This is a genomic window from Lysinibacillus sp. BNK-21 (assembly GCF_048684915.1).
Taxonomy (GTDB): Bacteria; Bacillota; Bacilli; order Bacillales_A; family Planococcaceae; genus Lysinibacillus; species Lysinibacillus capsici.
Genome location: NZ_JBLQTS010000001.1, coordinates 1662698 through 1680094, shown reverse-complemented (window position 1 = coordinate 1680094; position 17397 = coordinate 1662698). Strand labels below are relative to the sequence as shown.

The 17397-nt window shown below is 38.2% G+C and carries 19 protein-coding genes; 4 read left to right on the top strand and 15 right to left on the bottom strand.

Translation table 11 applies throughout. The features are described 5' to 3' along the window. Positions 1–147: 147 nt before the first annotated feature. Entirely contained in the window at positions 148–525 is a 378-nt protein-coding gene (locus ACMGGO_RS08480) for a carboxymuconolactone decarboxylase family protein (protein WP_112118372.1), read from the bottom strand. Between the two features lie 103 nt (positions 526–628). On the opposite strand from ACMGGO_RS08480, the gene ACMGGO_RS08475 reads away from it, so the two are divergent. Then, a protein-coding gene (locus ACMGGO_RS08475; protein WP_139111235.1) for an IS3 family transposase occupies positions 629–1983 on the top strand; the annotation gives its coding sequence in 2 pieces (ribosomal slippage) (positions 629–1082 and positions 1082–1983; 1356 coding nt in all). 193 nt (positions 1984–2176) lie between these two features. Here ACMGGO_RS08475 and argH read toward each other — a convergent pair. The 6 genes from argH to ACMGGO_RS08445 form a co-directional block, all read right to left on the bottom strand. Next, positions 2177–3556, bottom strand: coding sequence for an argininosuccinate lyase (gene argH / locus ACMGGO_RS08470; protein WP_009370279.1), 1380 nt, complete (start codon positions 3554–3556; stop codon positions 2177–2179). Positions 3557–3637: 81 nt separating this feature from the next. Then, on the bottom strand, positions 3638–4831 hold the full coding sequence (locus tag ACMGGO_RS08465) for an argininosuccinate synthase (RefSeq protein WP_004231366.1): 1194 nt from the start codon (positions 4829–4831) through the stop codon (positions 3638–3640). 288 nt (positions 4832–5119) lie between these two features. Beyond that, positions 5120–5926, bottom strand: coding sequence for a CPBP family intramembrane glutamic endopeptidase (locus ACMGGO_RS08460; protein ID WP_420281778.1), 807 nt, complete (start codon positions 5924–5926; stop codon positions 5120–5122). A 74-nt stretch (positions 5927–6000) separates the two neighbouring features. Continuing rightward, on the bottom strand, positions 6001–6795 hold the full coding sequence (locus ACMGGO_RS08455; protein ID WP_420281777.1) for a MerR family transcriptional regulator: 795 nt from the start codon (positions 6793–6795) through the stop codon (positions 6001–6003). 109 nt (positions 6796–6904) lie between these two features. Then, positions 6905–7660, bottom strand: a complete 756-nt coding sequence (locus ACMGGO_RS08450; protein ID WP_048392368.1) for an SDR family NAD(P)-dependent oxidoreductase — start codon at positions 7658–7660, stop codon at positions 6905–6907. 8 nt (positions 7661–7668) lie between these two features. Continuing rightward, positions 7669–8658 (bottom strand): MBL fold metallo-hydrolase, encoded by a 990-nt coding sequence (locus ACMGGO_RS08445; protein WP_016995064.1) that lies wholly within the window; start codon positions 8656–8658, stop codon positions 7669–7671. A gap of 347 nt (positions 8659–9005) precedes the next feature. Here ACMGGO_RS08445 and proC point away from each other — a divergent pair, with 347 nt between their 5' ends. Both proC and namA read left to right on the top strand, forming a co-directional pair. Then, positions 9006–9809, top strand: coding sequence for a pyrroline-5-carboxylate reductase (gene proC, locus ACMGGO_RS08440; protein ID WP_004231357.1), 804 nt, complete (start codon positions 9006–9008; stop codon positions 9807–9809). A 48-nt stretch (positions 9810–9857) separates the two neighbouring features. Beyond that, on the top strand, positions 9858–10868 hold the full coding sequence (gene namA, locus ACMGGO_RS08435; protein WP_103118373.1) for an NADPH dehydrogenase NamA: 1011 nt from the start codon (positions 9858–9860) through the stop codon (positions 10866–10868). Positions 10869–10917: 49 nt separating this feature from the next. Here namA and ACMGGO_RS08430 read toward each other — a convergent pair whose 3' ends face one another. Together ACMGGO_RS08430 and ACMGGO_RS08425 are read right to left on the bottom strand one after the other, a co-directional pair. Next, a complete protein-coding gene (locus tag ACMGGO_RS08430; protein ID WP_004231354.1) occupies positions 10918–11196 on the bottom strand; it encodes a DUF1450 domain-containing protein in 279 nt (92 codons plus the stop codon). 376 nt (positions 11197–11572) lie between these two features. After that, positions 11573–11788: a DUF3955 domain-containing protein gene (locus tag ACMGGO_RS08425; protein WP_004231352.1), complete on the bottom strand. Its 216-nt coding sequence runs from the start codon at positions 11786–11788 to the stop codon at positions 11573–11575. Between the two features lie 224 nt (positions 11789–12012). On the opposite strand from ACMGGO_RS08425, the gene ACMGGO_RS08420 reads away from it, so the two are divergent. Beyond that, positions 12013–12456, top strand: coding sequence for a hypothetical protein (locus ACMGGO_RS08420; RefSeq protein WP_225340304.1), 444 nt, complete (start codon positions 12013–12015; stop codon positions 12454–12456). A gap of 86 nt (positions 12457–12542) precedes the next feature. On the opposite strand, the gene ACMGGO_RS08415 is transcribed toward ACMGGO_RS08420, so the two are convergent. The 6 genes from ACMGGO_RS08415 to cdaS form a co-directional block, all read right to left on the bottom strand. Next, the gene (locus tag ACMGGO_RS08415; protein ID WP_374805922.1) at positions 12543–13217 is read right to left on the bottom strand and encodes a serine/threonine protein kinase; all 675 of its coding nucleotides are present in this window, start codon (positions 13215–13217) and stop codon (positions 12543–12545) included. A gap of 355 nt (positions 13218–13572) precedes the next feature. Further along, entirely contained in the window at positions 13573–14139 is a 567-nt protein-coding gene (locus tag ACMGGO_RS08410; RefSeq protein WP_269898231.1) for an NADPH-dependent FMN reductase, read from the bottom strand. Positions 14140–14152: 13 nt separating this feature from the next. Beyond that, positions 14153–15208, bottom strand: a complete 1056-nt coding sequence (locus ACMGGO_RS08405; protein WP_131521583.1) for an LLM class flavin-dependent oxidoreductase — start codon at positions 15206–15208, stop codon at positions 14153–14155. A 16-nt stretch (positions 15209–15224) separates the two neighbouring features. After that, positions 15225–16166 (bottom strand): ring-cleaving dioxygenase, encoded by a 942-nt coding sequence (locus ACMGGO_RS08400; protein ID WP_288584577.1) that lies wholly within the window; start codon positions 16164–16166, stop codon positions 15225–15227. Positions 16167–16224: 58 nt separating this feature from the next. Next, complete coding sequence (locus tag ACMGGO_RS08395; RefSeq protein ID WP_048392361.1) at positions 16225–16668, bottom strand: MarR family winged helix-turn-helix transcriptional regulator; 444 nt, start codon at positions 16666–16668, stop codon at positions 16225–16227. A 100-nt stretch (positions 16669–16768) separates the two neighbouring features. Continuing rightward, the gene (gene cdaS, locus ACMGGO_RS08390; RefSeq protein ID WP_054549207.1) at positions 16769–17389 is read right to left on the bottom strand and encodes a sporulation-specific diadenylate cyclase CdaS; all 621 of its coding nucleotides are present in this window, start codon (positions 17387–17389) and stop codon (positions 16769–16771) included. Positions 17390–17397: the final 8 nt, after the last annotated feature.

Here is a 17397-nt window from a genome sequence, read left to right as displayed (position 1 = left end):
ACCTTCAACAGTTGTGGCGGACTTTCCTGAGATTCTTGGTCTTTGGGTGTTTGACTATTACTACTCATTCTGCATCCTCCCCATCAGATTAGATTAATAAGTGGTTCCTCTCTTATTATGAACCTTCTTCTATTTTTTATACATGCTTTAGCTTTTTTCTGCAAAGACCTGTTGGGCTATCGTTAAAGCATTTTGCACTCTTGGAAAACCGATGTAGGGTGCTAATTGTAAAAGTGCCTCGACCACTTCTGTCTGTGTCAAGCCTGCATGTAATCCACGCTGAATATGCGTTTTGGTTTGTGGTGCAGCACCTTGTGTAACTACCGCTGTTATCACGACGAGTGCTCGACTCTTTGCATCCAGCCCAGGCCGTGCATAGACATCACCGTAAGCAAATTCAATAATCATTTTGCGTAAATCGGGTGCTATATCGGCTAATGCATCGGATTCAATCATCCGTGCTGCTTCTTCTTCTGTCACATATTGTTTAATTGTTTCGAGCCCCTTTGTAAAACGTTCATTCATTTCTTCATCCCTCCTACATTTACTTATACAAAAACCCCAATTCCGCGTCTGAACTGCTCCCCAAATGTTAGACACATCTAACATTTGGAGGAGCAGTTTTTATATGGCTAAATTTACATCGGAAGAAAAACTACAAGCAGCCTTACGTTACATAAAAGGCAATGAAAGTTCACATGAAATTGCTAAATCTATCGGAACAGATCACAAAGCAATTCTTAATTGGGCGAAACAATATGAGTATAATGGCGTAGAAGCGTTTATAAAGCGATATACAAATTATTCGGCACAGTTTAAACTAGACGTACTAAACTTTATGATTGAAAATGGTACGTCCTTACTTGAAACAGCAGCTATCTTTAAGATAGCTACGCCTTCTACACTTCGTAGTTGGAAAAAGCAATTTAAAACAAAAGGATTCGATGCCCTTCAATCAAGGAAAAAGGGGCATCCATCCATGAAAAAAGAAACGAACAAACAACCAAAACAAGCACCAGTAGAAGGGACACCTGAAGCACTTCAAGCAGAAATCAATCGTCTACGTATGGAAAATGAGTACTTAAAAAAGTTGAACGCCTTAGTTCAAGCCAAGGAAAAATCACCAAAGAAGACAAAGTAAAGGTCATCTATGAATTAAGGCATAAATACTCGGTGAAGGCGCTTGCGAAATTCGCAGGCATTCCACGTAGCACGTACTATGATTTAGTGAAGAAGATGGATCGTCCAGATCCAGATGCCGAGTTAAAGGCCGAAATTCGAGCAATTTATAACGAACACGAAGGTCGTTATGGTTATCGTCGTATTCGTGATGAGCTAGCAAATCGTGGGAAAAAAGTGAATCATAAAAAGGTTCAACGTATCATGAAAGAATTAGGTTTAAAGTGCTTAGTGCGTATGAAGAAATACAAATCTTATAAAGGGACAATCGGTAAGATTGCGCCTAATAGATTGGATCGTAACTTCATAGCAGAAGCACCGAATGAAAAATGGGTTACAGATATTACGGAGTTTAAGCTGTTTGGTGAAAAGCTCTATTTATCACCTATTTTAGACTTATTTAACGGCGAAATTATTACGTACACAATTGGTCATAGACCAACATATTCGCTTGTATCAGAAATGTTGGAGAAGGCACTAGAGAGGTTGCCAGAGGAACATCAATTATTGATGCATTCAGATCAAGGTTGGCATTACCAAATGAAACAATATCGCCACGCCCTTGAATCAAGAGGCATTGTGCAAAGTATGTCACGTAAGGGAAACTGTTATGACAACTCTGTCATGGAGAATTTCTTCGGCATCATGAAGTCAGAATTCCTCTACTTAAAGGAATTTGATAGTGTCGAGCATTTTAAAAAGGAACTTGAAAAGTATATAACGTATTACAACACGAGACGTTTAAAGGCAAAATTAAAACTGAGTCCGGTAGAATACCGAACTCAGTTTACCCAAGCTGCCTAAACGAAATAACCGTGTCTAACTTATAGGGGTCACTTCAGTCTCCAGAATTGGGGATTGTCCTTCACATATGTAAGGTTCTCTTCTTCACGTCACCCTCTGGCTCAGTGAAAAAGGATAAAGGTTTTCATAGTGCCTCACAGGACAGCTTTAATGAATATCTATGCAAAAAGTCACAAGGACATGCACGCAAAAATTAAATGGCTACAAGACAGGCTTTCGCTTTTTCAATTTGGATTTTTACTTGTTCAAAGCCAGTACCACCTAAGGAATGGCGGCGGCGAACAGCAGCTTCTGGCGCTAGTACATCATAAATATCCGCTTCAATTAACGTACTTTCTTGCTGCATTTCTTCCAATGGCAAGTCTAATAAATAAATGCCCTTTTGAATACATGTAAAGACAAGCTTACCAGTCACCTCATGTGCCTCACGGAATGGCATCCCCTTTGTAGCGAGGTAATCTGCTAGCTCCGTTGCATTTGAAAAATCAGCGTGAACAGCCTGATGTAAGCGTTCCGTGTTGACGGTCATTGTACGAACCATACCTTCAAAGATTTTAAGGGAACCAAGAATCGTATGAACAGTGTCAAACATCCCCTCTTTGTCCTCCTGCATATCTTTGTTATATGTTAATGGTGTGCCTTTTAACACCGTTAATAAGCCCATTAGATTCCCATAAACACGCCCTGTTTTACCACGAATAAGCTCTGCCATATCTGGGTTTTTCTTTTGTGGCATAATCGAAGAACCTGTTGAGAAGGCATCATCCAGTTCGATAAATTTAAATTCATCTGTAGACCAGATAATAATTTCCTCAGCAAAGCGTGATAAATGCGCCATAAGTAAGGAGGAATGACTTAAAAATTCCACGATAAAATCACGATCACTTACAGCATCCATGGAGTTTGCGTAAACCTCGCTAAACCCTAATAGCTCTGCTGATTTTAAACGGTCAATCGGGAAAGTTGTCCCTGCCATTGCCCCAGCACCTAAAGGTAAAATATCAATACGTTTTATGGATTCTGTAAAACGTTGTTTATCACGCTCTAGCATCCAAAAATAAGCCATTAAATGGTGTGCAAAGGAGATTGGCTGTGCACGTTGTAGATGCGTATAACCTGGTGCAATCGTTTCAATATGCTCTTGTGCTTTGTCTAATAGTGTTTGTTGGAACGTCACAATTAAATCAATTGCTTCCTGCACACGCTTTTTCAAGAAAAGATGCATATCCGTTGCTACTTGGTCATTTCGGCTACGTCCTGTATGTAGTTTGCCACCGACAGGACCTATTAAATCAATTAACATTTTTTCTAAATTTAAGTGTATATCTTCATTGGCAACGCTAAATTCAAGCTCACCTGCGATTGCCTTATCTTTTAATTGGGCAAGACCACCTAGTATGGCCTCTACATCAGCTGCTGGTAAAATTCCTGTGGCACCAAGCATTGTGACATGTGCAACACTACCTTCAAGGTCCTCTAGCACAAGTTGCTGGTCAAAGCCAATGGATGCGCCAAATTCGTCTACCCATGCTTCTGCTGATTTTTGGAAACGTCCACCCCAAAGTTTTGTCATGTCAGCTCACCTTTTCCTCGATTACTTATCAAAAGGTGTAGTATAAGCACAAATGCCTCACCACACCTTGCTTGTTCAACATTACTTTTTATTCACAGATGAGTTCACTACAGTTGGTAGACCCCATAACTCGATAAAGCCTACAGCGGAAGCATGATTGAATTGATCTTCCTTCGAGTATGTTGCTAGCTTTTCACTGTATAATGAATTTGGTGATTTACGTCCTTCTACAATCGCATGTCCTTTAAATAGTTTCACACGTACTGTACCATTCACATATTGTTGTGTTTGCGCAAGGAATGCTTCCAGAGCATCACGTAATGGTGAGAACCATAGACCGTCGTAAATTAATTCGGATAGTTTTTTCTCGATTACTGGCTTGAAGTGTGCTAATTCTTTTACAAGCGTTAAGTCCTCAAGCTCTTTATGCGCTGTTAACAGCACTTTTGCACCTGGAATTTCATAAACCTCACGAGATTTAATACCAACTAAACGATTTTCAACGTGATCGATACGTCCTACACCATGAGCACCTGCTACTGCATTTAATTCTTGAATTAAATCAGCAAGCTTCATTTCTTTTCCGTTTAATGCTACTGGTTTACCAGCTACAAACTCGATTTCCACATACTCTGCTTCATTCGGTGCATTTTCAACAGAAACAGTTAAGCCATAAGCTTCTTCTGGTGGTGACACCCATGGGTCTTCCATGATGCCAGCTTCATTCGCACGGCCCCATAGGTTTTGGTCGATTGAGAATGGTGAATCCAATGTTGCAGGAATCGGTACATTATGCTTCATTGCATATTCGATTTCCTCATCACGGCTCCAGCCCCACTCACGTACTGGTGCTAATACCTCTAAATCTGGATTTAATGCTTTAATCGATACTTCAAAACGAACTTGGTCATTCCCTTTACCTGTGCAACCATGCGCAACAGCATCTGCGCCTACTTGATTAGCAATCTCTACTAGTTTTTTCGAGATAAGTGGACGGGAAAGTGCTGATACTAATGGATACTTTTGCTCATACCAAGTATGTGCTTGTAAAGAAATTAATGCATACCCTTCAGCAAATTCGTCTTTCGCATCTACCATATAAGATTCAATCGCTCCTACTTGAAGAGCTTTATTTTTTACGAATTCAAGATCTTTCCCTTCGCCAACGTCAAGACATACTGCAATTACGTCCCAACCTTGTTCTTTTAACCATGGAATTGCTACCGAAGTATCAAGTCCACCTGAATAAGCTAATACCACTTTTTTATTTGCCATTAAAAATGCGCCTCCATTGCTCTATCGATATGTATGTTTATACATTCATTTAAAAGTTTATACACGAATAGTATCATGTTATAAAAATAAATACAAGTGTATTTTTATAAATTCATAGACTTTTATTTTTATTGTCAAAAGTAAGTCGTTCCTTGTATAAGGTTGACAAGAAATCCATGGCAATTCACTCGAAAAAACGTTTTTTTACTATATATATAAATGTATACTATATAAATTTAGCAACGGACGAAAAAAAAGAATCCATGATACAAACTGGATTCTTTCTAGTTACTCGGCTGATTGTATCTTATACAATACTTTTTTAGGATTAATCAAAATAAGTAGAACGGCCACCGCCGAATATAAAATGGCATTATACATAATTAAATCAATTAGGTTTCCATTAATGGAGCCGATAAAAAAATTAAAGAGCTGATGAATAATAATAGGAATGATTAAATTCTGATTGATCGTATAAAATACTGTCATGATGATGGTCGTAGCTATAATCGTTAACATAAAGAAGAAGCTATATTTGATCAAATCCATTCCTATAAACCCTGTTGTAAGCCATATCGGTAAATGCCACATTCCCCACCAAAAGCCTATGATAATTGAAGCTATTAATGGCGAATACTTCTTTTGCAGCTCCAGCAGTGCAAAGCCCCTCCATCCTAACTCCTCACCCAGTGGTCCTGACAAAAGCGTTTTAACAAAATAAAAACTGAGCATGCCCCATGAAGACAGCGTAAAAATAGAGTTTTCTTCATAATTATTCATGATATGAAACAAAATCATGATAAAGATAGCTGTTTGTATCATCACGATTAAAACAATTACTGAAAGTGACAATTTGTTTTTGAATTTTTGTTTGACAAAGTGTATAAAACGTTGCCCAGGATAGATTCTTGGAAATAGTAACGCAAAGGCAAAGGTGGATGACCAAGCCGATAGACAGCGTACGGTATCAAATAGCCAAGTAGGATAGCCTAATAGCTTGGCGGCTCCTACAACACAGAAAAGTGGCCAAAAAATAATATTGGTTAAAATAATAAAGCTTGCTACTGTTTTTTTTAATTTCTTTTTTCTACGCAAGTAGATCCCCCATTTCATCTGAATATCTTCAGCATAAACCTAGGGGTTGCTCACAGGTCAAACCCATTTTGCCATTATTTTATCGGTACATACATTTCTAAAAAAATACGTTCAAGCCCTTCTTCATAAGTGGTAAGCAATAAGTTGATATAAACAAGCCCTAAAAGCTCATAGCCATTTTCCTTAGCTACTTTTCTTATACTAGCCTCTACTTTATTGTCTGTATTTTTGCCACCTGTTGACCAGCGCCCATCTTCAATAACTGTATAAAGACATTTGGGATGCGCTAAAACTTCACCTTTAATTGGATAATCGCTATTTTCTACTTTCCTGACAACCATAAATTTATTTTCGAGCATTCCGCTATCATCGAATCTAATAACTCTTCTTAAAGAAGTAAGAATTACCGCTTTCTTTATACTGTCTGCATTTTCTTTTAACGAATCATATTCATCATAGGCTGTATAATGATCTATTACGCCCATTATTTCTAATGGTTTCATTTCCTTTATAGTATACGTGCCTAGATATTGGCTAATTTTTTGACAATCCTCTTTTACAAGCTGGAGCTTTTTTAATTGTAGCTTTTTATAAGCTATTTCCTCTAACATTACTTGTTCTTTTTCTACTAACAATGATTGGATGCCCTCTATACTCTTGCCTTTTCTCAATTCCTGAATCTTTTTGATTTCAAAATCAATTTCTCTATAAAAATTGATTGTTGTGATATCGTATATATCAAAATGATTGTATGTTCTATACCCATTTTCACTATTTTGCTGGGGCTTTACTAATCCCTTTTCTTCATAAAATTTTAAGGTATCTCTAGAAACTCCTAAAAATTTTGCAACTTGACCAATTGTATACATCTATGTCTCCTTTTCAACTCTTCCTTTTTACTACTATAGCTACAATTATATGTAAATATGAAAAAACCGTAGACATGCACGTGAAGCATGTTTACAGTTTCAAATGTTGTTATTTCTTATGGAAAAATGATTTGCCTAGCCATTCAATGGTTGCAGGGGCTAATGCATACAATTTACTCGACAATCCCATAATTCTAGGTAGATTAATCTCACGAACAGGACGATCAATCGTTTTCACTGTCTCTTGAGCTACTTCCTCCGCTGACAATAAAAAGCGCCCTAAGGATTCTCGGTAGCCACTTGTATCATTGGCTTTATCTAAAAATGGTGTATCAATGGGACCAGGATGGATGGCTGTCACTTTTACATTGTACGGAGCTAATTCCATACGCAATCCATTGGTAAAACCGACAATAGCATGTTTCGTCGCAGCATAGACACTCGCTTTTGGTGTGGCCACTTTCCCAGCCTGAGAACCAATGAATATTAAATGGCCCTGTTTGCGCTCTATCATCTTAGAGGCTAATCGTTTGGCAAGATAAATGGGTACGCTAACATTTAATTCGATCATTTGCGCAATATCCTCATCCTGTAAAGCAGGGGCTACAGCAAACTTCCCTACACCTGCTGAAAGAATCGCTACATCAATCGGTGGTAGCTGCGCACAAACATCATCAAGTGTATGTAGATTGGTTAAATCCGCTTGGATCACTTGAGCACCTAAACGCTCTAGCACCTTTAGTGCAACGGCATTGCGACCTGTGGCATAAACGATATGCCCTTGAGCTACTAGTAATTCAGTTATTTTTAAGCCAACCCCACTTGTAGCTCCTGTCACAAAGATTGTTTTGTTAGGATGTTTCATGTATAAACCTACTTCCTTTGAAATAAATAGATACCTGCTTCTGTCTTTGTTGACGTAATATACTCATTGGCCTCTAGGTAATCTAAATGACCAAGTGTTTTAGATAAAGTTAAACCAAGCTGATGCTGGAAGATAGCCGGATACAAGCGTTTTGTTACTTGGACAACTGTTAATTGATCATCGCCTAATAATTCAAAAACTTTCATTGATTGTTGGTGCTGTCGCTCTAATCGTTTATCAATTAACAACGGAATATCCTCTAGCTCTGCTCCATGCCCTGTATGCATCATTTTGACAGGTAATTGACGTAGAATTTCAAGGGATGCATTATATTGTAGTAAAGATTTTGTACGTCCTACAGTACGATCCAATGGTGGCTCTATTAATGGATTGGGCGTTATTTTTTCAAGCAATAAATCTCCACCAATCACATGATGAGTTTTTTCATCCCAAAAAATGAAGTGACTTTGTGCGTGACCTAATGTTTCGATTGCCTTTAATCCTGGATGCCCAGGAACTTCATCTCCATCTTCCAAAATTTGCGTTAATGGTCTTTCCCCTACAAGCTCCAATTCACGACGAACATGGACACTTTTTGCAATATATTCTTGTGGTACCCCATGCTCCAATAAACGTTCACTGTAAAATTGTTCATGATAGCGTAAAAAGTCTTCATCATGACGAAGCCATTTGTCATTATAGGCATGCCCTAAAATTTCTGCATATGGAAAAGCATCGACCCATCCCGCATGATCTGGATGATGATGGGTTAACACAACCTGTTCAATATCTTGCATGTCAAAGCCTGCTGCTCGAATCCCCCATTTTAAAGCATCATAGGCTTCCATTGTTTTTGGGCCAACATCAAAAATGCTAAGTGCATCGCCTTTTACAATAAATGCATTGACATCTCCTACTGCATAGGGTGTTGGTATTTCTATTTTGTATATAGACAAAGTTGTCTCCCCCTTTTCACGCACTTGTGAATACTGATTCATTCTATTTTACAAGTTTTTTCTGTTTTCGTCATCCTCCTGTTGACAGGTTGCCTATTCCTCACTATAATTTTGAATAATCTAATTATTTATGTGCGTTGAAGAAGACGAGTACGTATCTGGTGAAGGTGTTAGAGAGTGTTACATTTGCTGAGAGTAACATCACCCGCTCCCATTACCGAACCTACTTCTGAGCAGTTATGCAAACATAACCGTTTCCCTTGCGATAAGAGGGCTAAGAGTTGTGCCAACAATTGGCAAACAAAGGTGGTACCGCGGAAACGAGAGCGTTTTCGTCCTTCTAGATAAGGACGAGAGCGCTTTTTTATTTTGAACTGGAGGTTTTGTTCATGAAAAAAATTTTATTTATCGGTGCAGGCTCAATGGCGGAAGCATTGATGCAAGGCTGGATTAAACAAAAGGTGTTCACACCACAGGAAATTTACGTCACCAATCGCTCAGACAAGGAACGCTTACATTTCCTACATGAAACATATGGTGTCCATTGTGTGTTTGATCCTGCGATTTTTCAACAGGCAGATCTGATTATCTTAGCGATGAAGCCGAAAGATGCTATTGCTGCTATGTGTGATTTAAAGCCTAAACTTACAGCGCACACTGCTGTACTATCTATTTTAGCAGGCATTGCGATTGATACGATTACAGAATTTTTAGGGAGTCGCCCAGTAGCAAGGGTGATGCCGAATACTTCCGCTACAATCGGCATGTCAGCAAGTGGCATTGCATTCAATAACGAGGTATCTGCAGACCAGCGTATCCTATTCCTCCAGTTATTAGAGGCTGTTGGCTCCGTTATTGAAGTCGATGAAGATCAGTTACATGCAGTCACAGCCCTTTCAGGTAGCGGCCCTGCCTATATCTATTATTTAATGGAAGCATTTGAACGAGTAGGGACGAAGGTAGGCTTATCGAAAGATACGGTGCGCTTGCTGATGACTCAAACACTTGCGGGGACAGCTGAGATGCTCAAGCAGTCATTAGATGAACCAGATGTCTTACGCAAAAAGGTGACGAGTCCTGGTGGCACGACGGAGGCAGGGATACAGGCATTAGAGCAATATCAATTTAATGAAGCCATCGAAGCTTGCATTAAAGAAGCCGAGGCACGATCTCGTTCACTTGCAAATGGGTAGCATTATGTGCAAAATAGAGTGTATCACTAGGAATTAGGAGGCTTTATTTTGAGTAAATTATTCGAACCCTATACATTGCAATCTATCACCTTAAAAAACCGTGTTGTGATGGCACCTATGTGCATGTACTCAGCACAAGACGATGGCATGGTAACACCCTTTCATTTGGTCCATTATGCAACACGTGCAGCTGGTCAAGTAGGCTTAATCATTTTAGAAGCTACTGGTGTTGTGCCTGAAGGTCGTATCTCAAATAAGGATTTAGGGATTTGGGATGATGCACATATTGAAGGATTAAGTCAATTAGTTGAGGGGATGAAAGCGTACGGCGCTAAAACAGGCATCCAGCTTGCACATGCTGGTCGCAAAGCAACAGTAGATGGCGAAATTTTTGCTCCATCAGCTATTGCCTTTAGTTCAGACTATAAAACACCAACAGAAATGACAGAAGAGGACATTCACTATGTCATCGAGGCATTTAAACAAGCAGCTATTCGTGCCGCAAAGGCTGGCTTTGATGTACTAGAAATTCATGGCGCACATGGCTATTTAATTAGCGAGTTTTTATCACCTGCTACGAATAAACGTCAAGATCAATATGGGGGCTCACAGGAAAATCGATATCGCATTCTACGTCAAGTCATCGATGCTGTTCGCAGTGTATGGGATGGTCCTTTATTGGTACGTGTCTCTGCGGAAGATTATGCGGAAGATGGTACAACAATGGATGACTTTATTGTTTTTAGCCGCTGGATGAAATCTCAAGGTGTTGATTTAGTTGATGTGTCAACAGGGGGCGTTGTACCAGCAGCCATCAATGTCTTTCCAGGCTATCAGGTACCACATGCAGAAGCGATTAAGCATGGGGCTGATATTCCTACTGGTGCAGTTGGTCTTATTACCACAGCCATTCAAGCCGAAGAGATACTCCAAAATAATCGTGCAGATTTAATATTCTTAGCGCGTGTTTTATTACGAGACCCTTACTGGGCACTACATGCAGCTAAAGAGCTAGGAGAAGACGTGCAGCCTCCCGTACAATACGTCCGTGGTTGGTAATTACATTTCCATCAAAAAACAGCTTGTGCTCCAGCAAGCTGTTTTTTCATTAGAAAAGTGGATTTTGTTTTAATTCTTCATCAATAGCCTGTACCAATGTCTCCGCGTCATCTGCTGTCACAACTTCCCCATTTACTATCGCAAAAATACCTTGCTCACAGATTTCACAATGGGATGTACAACCAGATTCCTCTATCTCAATATCTTCTCGTTCTACTAATACATCATACGCATCTGCCGCACCAAGTGCTAAATTAGTGATACAAAACTCCACTCTATTTTTTAGCTGCTGTGGTTCCTTCTTTTTTTTAAAAAGAGAAAATACCATGTTATTGACCTCCTACTCTCTAAAAATAATCATACCACAATTCCGTAAACTTCATGAAAACTGTAGCGTTAAGCAAAATGATTATCATAAAATACTATTAATCTTTCAGCTCAATCAACATAAGTTTTTCTTATGAAATTAATGTACAACCATTAAACGAAGATGACTGCCTTGAAAAAAGGTAGTTACAAACTTATCATGCAAAACCTTCAAGTACAATTTTGCAGTCAACTAAAATAGCTATTTATGTTGTTCAATCAAATCATCAGTCTACTCCATAGATCGTAAACAAAACTCCCACACAAATGTAGTGCTTTTATTAAGTAAATATTAAAAACAACCAAGTCTCTTATGTATGACCTGGTTGTTTTATCTCTTATTTAACGTATTGTGTCTTTTTAATAACCGATTTTAACGCCACCCCTACTACACATATAAATCCAATAAATAACAATAAAAATCCTGTTGGAATAAGAAAGAATGGTTCTTCTAATGTACCATCAGGTGCTACATTACTCCCTTTCACCATAAAGATTAAAAAACTAAGTACGCCTAATATGATTGGCATTAATGCAAAAATATATTTTTTCATAACTTTTTCTTCTCTCCTAAATATTTTTATGTTTAATTCCTACACGGCAGCTTTCTACAACTCGCCGTAACAATCATAAATCCAAAATATATTCCAAGTCAATCATTTTTTATTGATAATCAATAAATTTTTATTCTAATTCAACCAATCTCAAAATTGACATTTTGAAATTCTAACTATAAAATGACCATAATCTCAAGTGATAATATGGAAGGGTGATTTGTATGAACTATGAAGATTTAATGCAATGGAAAGGTTATTTGTTTTTAGATAATATAGTAGAGCCAGGGACAAACTCTTTGAGAGTTTCTATTTCTAGAGCTTCCGTCAGCGCCGAAAGCGAGGATATAAGTTTTGAGGAATATACTATAAATGATGTCTATCCTATTGAAATTGATAAGACATTACCGGTCATACATATAGAATTCGATTCATATGTAGCCTATACTGTTTTTGACGAATCATTTCATTTTGTCAATCAAGAAGATGATTTCTTGGGTAACTTAGTACGTCTTTTTACAAAATCAACTTATTTAGATTTTATAAGTAAAGGAACTATAGCTCTCGATATCTATTCCTACAAGGAGCTATTCCATTATCAGATTGTTTGTTTAGACCATATTATTGATATTGTCTCATTCGATAAACCCACTATTATAAGCGAATAAGTATTTTTTAAAACAGTCAATGAAATTTTGTTGTCTGTTTTCTTTATTTCTATTAAAGCATCTCGTAAAAGGTAGCTCCCGTAAGTTCAATTATTTTTTAATAGAAACTTTAAAATATTTTTTGTAAACTCTTCGTATGAAGTATTCTTTCCACGCTGGTTATACCACTTTCGTATTGTTTCTACTAACCAAAACGGCACAGAATTTCCATCAATTAAATGATAGTATTGCTCATATCCTTTTTTTAAATGCTCCCATCGATGATCATTACCCTGTAGTGTGTACTCAGAGACATCAATTATTTTTGCCCTTCCATTCTGTAGCAAAATATTTTTCAAATGAATATCACGAGGGTTAAGGCCCTTCTTCCGAACATATTCTCTTGCATCCTCCACTTCATTTATAACCTGTTTTGGAATGTGAATACCTTGTAGAGTGCAATCAAAAAGCGTTTTTCCTTCTTCGTAACTTAAAACAAGGTATTCGTCATGTGAAGCAAAGCATGTTGAAAAGAAAGGTGAATCTCCAAGTAATTGATACACATTTGCTTCAACTTTTACTTTGTGCACTTTGTCTTTGGCATATACTTTAAATGCATACGCTGGGGCGGAAAGAGCTTGAAAAACAGCCGCATCTGTCCCAACACCTATACATTTCAAATCATCAGCTTCACCACTTATGGTAACCGGCTCGTTATTTGGATTTGAATAAACGTTTATTTTAGAAAGAGAACCTATAGCTTTATCCCAATCGTTTTCCATTTCCATCTCTCCCATCATTTGCATTGAAGTATACTACACTATCTAATTACTTTAGTAGGGATTCTATATCGCCCCTAACAATATTCAAATCTCAAGTTTCCTACACGTACTCTTTAATTTTAAAACGTTGGGAACTACTAGAAGTTTCTATATCCATTTCTCCATATGAAAGTATACGGCTTTGTTAGCTACAGAAGAACCAGTTCTATCCTCTATTTACCCTTAACCACCTTTATTAAAAACTCAAAGTGATTTGGGTTTTATTTTTATCATGATTGTCACGAACTTATAGCTAGCCTTGACACAAAAAGAAACGCTGTGTCAGACTACTTCACAGCGTTTCTTCTATTAATCTTTAAAAATCATATTCAGCATCTTTTTTGGCTCGAATTTCTGCAAAAGCCTCTGTAACCATCACGGTATCCTCTGCTAACCGTTCTAAACGAAAAAGGACATCATCATTGACAATTTCTTTACGTAAAAAATCCTTTTCTTCTATAAATACATAGGTCGGTACGATGTGCGCTTTCATATAAGCAAGGATCGGCTTTAGTTGCTGTTCCACCATTAAATAATGCTTGGATGTACCTGCTGTAACAATAACACTGACGACTTTATCGCGGAAGGCATTGACAGGTAAAAGGTCAAAGATGTTTTTTAATGTAGCTGGTATAGATGCTTGGAATGTTGGCGTCCCAATAACGATTGCATCTGCAGCCATAATGGTTTCCGTCACATATTTTGTATCGCCTTCATATTCAAAGTAATTACGTCCATCACTAAAAACTAGCTGATAGTCAGCAAGATCTAGTAATGTTACTTCATGCTGTGGGTATTTTTCTTGTAACATCTCGACTAACTTTTGTGTAGCTGTTCTTGTCTTTGAGCCGACAATAGAACCCGCAAGTGCGACAATTTTCATAATGAGCCACTCCTTATTTTGCTGTGTGTTTTTTTATCGCTGGAATTATATCATTACCAATGATTTCAATATTTTTCATCAATTTTTCGAAGGGTACGCCACCAAAATCGATTTGTGCCATAAAGCGTTGCATGCCATATAGTTCGTATTGATAAAGTAGTTTTTCAATAATTTGCTCTTTACTGCCCACCATTAAAGCATCACGTGTATCAGGCGCTTGTGCAAATTGTTGCTTTGGATAGCCCCCACCACGAATAGCTTGGAAACCACCGTTTAAATGTGGATACATGCCCTGTAATGCCTCTTTTGTTGTGTCTGCTACATAAAACAAGCTTGTTGTGGCAATAGGTAATTCATTTGGGTCAAAGCCTTTGCGCTCTGCCGCTTCGCGATAGGCATCCACTGATGGTTTAAAGTTGATAGCAGGTCCACCTAATGTTGTAAGCATCATCGGAATGCCCATATATCCTGCTTTAATGGCGCTGGCAGGTGGTCCACCCACCGCACGCCATATTGGCAACGAGCCGTTTTTTGGCTGCGGTAAAATTTGTGCATGATGGAGAGGTGCTCTAAATTGCCCTTCCCAAGTCACAAGCTCCTCGTCATTGATTTTCATAAGAAGCTCTAATTTTTCCTCAAAGATTTCTTCATAATCTTGTAAATCAACACCTAGTAAGTGATAGGCACCTACACGTGAACCACGTCCCGCTACAATTTCTGCACGACCATTTGATAATAAATCAATTGTGGCAAAATCCTCATATACTCGTACAGGGTCTGAAACACTTAATACGGTTGCGGAGCTAGACAATTTAATGGTCGAAGTTGCTTGTGCGATAGCACCTAACACGACCGTATGTGCCTGTGTTGTAAAATAAGACTGATGACTTTCACCTATGCCAAATACATCAATTCCAGCTTGCTCTGCTAATTGACTTGCCTCGACTAGCTCTTTTAGTCGTTGTTGAGCAGAAATACGCTCGCCTGTTAGTGGATTAGGGATATGATCACCTAAAGAGTACAGTCCGAATTCGAGTCCTTGTGCTTGATCAATACGATATTTTTCCATCATGTGTTATCTCTCCTTATTCTAGCGGTTCTAAAATAGCTTCAATTTCTGAACGTCTCTCTTCTAAAAATGGCGGGAGGTCTAACTCTTTGCCAAGTTCTTCGACTGCTGAATCTACCGTAAACCCTGGCCCATCTGTCGCCATTTCAAATAAAATACCGTTACGATCTCTAAAATATAGACTTTGGAAATAATAACGATCAACCACACCAGTACTATCCAATCCAAGCTCCTTAATTTTGGTATCCCATTGCTGTAATTCTTCAACGGTTGCAACACGTAACGCAAGATGGTGAATACTGCCTTTACCAGGTTTCTCGCTTGGTCCTTCTAATTCTTTGACAACAATCTCGCCAAGCACTTCCCCTTCTATCGATTGTAGAACCGTTTCTTTGTCCTTTTCTGCAATAACTGTATAGTGAAATAAATCTTGTAATAAATTGACCGTTCTTGGTAAATATCGCACAGTGATTTCAATAGTCCCCATGCCTAAAATACGATGTTCCTGCGGTATATCATTTCCATCCCATGGTTGCCATTGAGCAGGCGTTTCTTGTCCTTGGTGGTTTAACAATACCATCCGTAAACCTTCATGATCTTCAAAAAATAAAGCCTCTTTGCCTGCATAAGTAGTGATATCGCTATGTTCTACCTCTAGCTGCTGAAAGCGTTCTTTCCAATATAGTAGGCTTTCGAAGCTAGGTACAAGTAAGCCAATACGTGTAATAGCATTCGTCCCTCGCACTGTACGTCCTGCAACAGGCATTTCAAAAAATGTTAATTCTGTACCTGCTGCGCCTGTTAAGTCTCCATAAAATAAGTGATACATGGAAGGTGAGTCTTGATTCACCGTTTTTTTCACACGTCGTAACCCTAAAATAGTTGTGTAGAAGTGATTATTCTGTTTACCATTTTTCGTTAGCATTGATATATGATGGTGTCCGCTTAATTTGTTCATCATAATTGTTCCTCCTCATTATTTTCACTTGACTAAGCAAGTGATTTCACAAAAAAAATTACACGGGCGGCAATTTTTTTTCTCGGCTATGTTTTTCAAGCTTTGTCATCGCAATATATAAAGATTTAATTTCTTCAGCTGATAATACTTCTTCAAAAAACGAAGACTGGAAGTGAAGTTGACTAGGTGTTGCTGCATCAATCATTTGCTCCCCTTTTGATGTCAATGAGATGGTTTTCGTCTTCCAATTTTGTTTACGCTCGATTAGTCCCTCTTTTTCTAGTCGGGCAAGCATGCGAGACATGCCACCTTGTGTTACAGTTACTTTTTCTGCTAATTGAGACTGTGTAATCGGGGCATATGTTTTAATCTGGATTAACACATCAAATTGTGCTGTCGTTAAGTCGAAACGTTTTAAAAATTCATTCGATAACTGATTACTTTGCGTTGTAAAGCGCATCATCCGAATCCACGTTAAGGTGCCTAGTGTATGATTTCTCATGACTTCACCCTCCCTTCAGTTATCACTTTACCACGCAAGTGATACTTCCGCAAGAAAAATATCTCGAATTCAAGATATTTTTTTAACATAGGGAGACCCCCTATATGATGCCAGGTGTTGTAACAGGATATAAATTGCCCTTAAGAGCAAAAGAAATTCTACCCGTTTCTTCTGATACAACCATTACAAGTGCATCACTTTGCTCACTCAATCCCAGCGCTGCACGATGTCTTGTTCCTAACTTCTTTTCCCCTGTATACCGCTCTGACAATGGCAGTACATTGGCAGCTGACTCAATTTGATTTTGATGGACAAGTACCGCTCCATCGTGAAGTGGATTACCAGGGAAGAAAATAGATTCTAATAAAGAATGGGTTAAATCTGCACCAATATGAATACCAGGCTGAATTAAATTCTCTAAAGCATCCTGTCTTTGAATAACAATTAAACCACCATGCCTTCTCAAAGACATATTTTGCACACTGTGTGATAGCTCTGGATACTTTTCAGTAAACGGGGAAAGATAACAATTTAAATAGAACGTTGCAGCTTTCATTTCAATTGTCATAAACTTCTCTTTAATTTTTTCAAAATTACCGAGGAGACAATTTGCATCTGTATCCATTTCCTGCACACTCTGCTGTAAGGACATGATCACTTCGAGAAGCTCATCTTTTAAAGTTTCTTTCATTGGTGAAAAATCACAATTTGTTGGATCCATATGATACA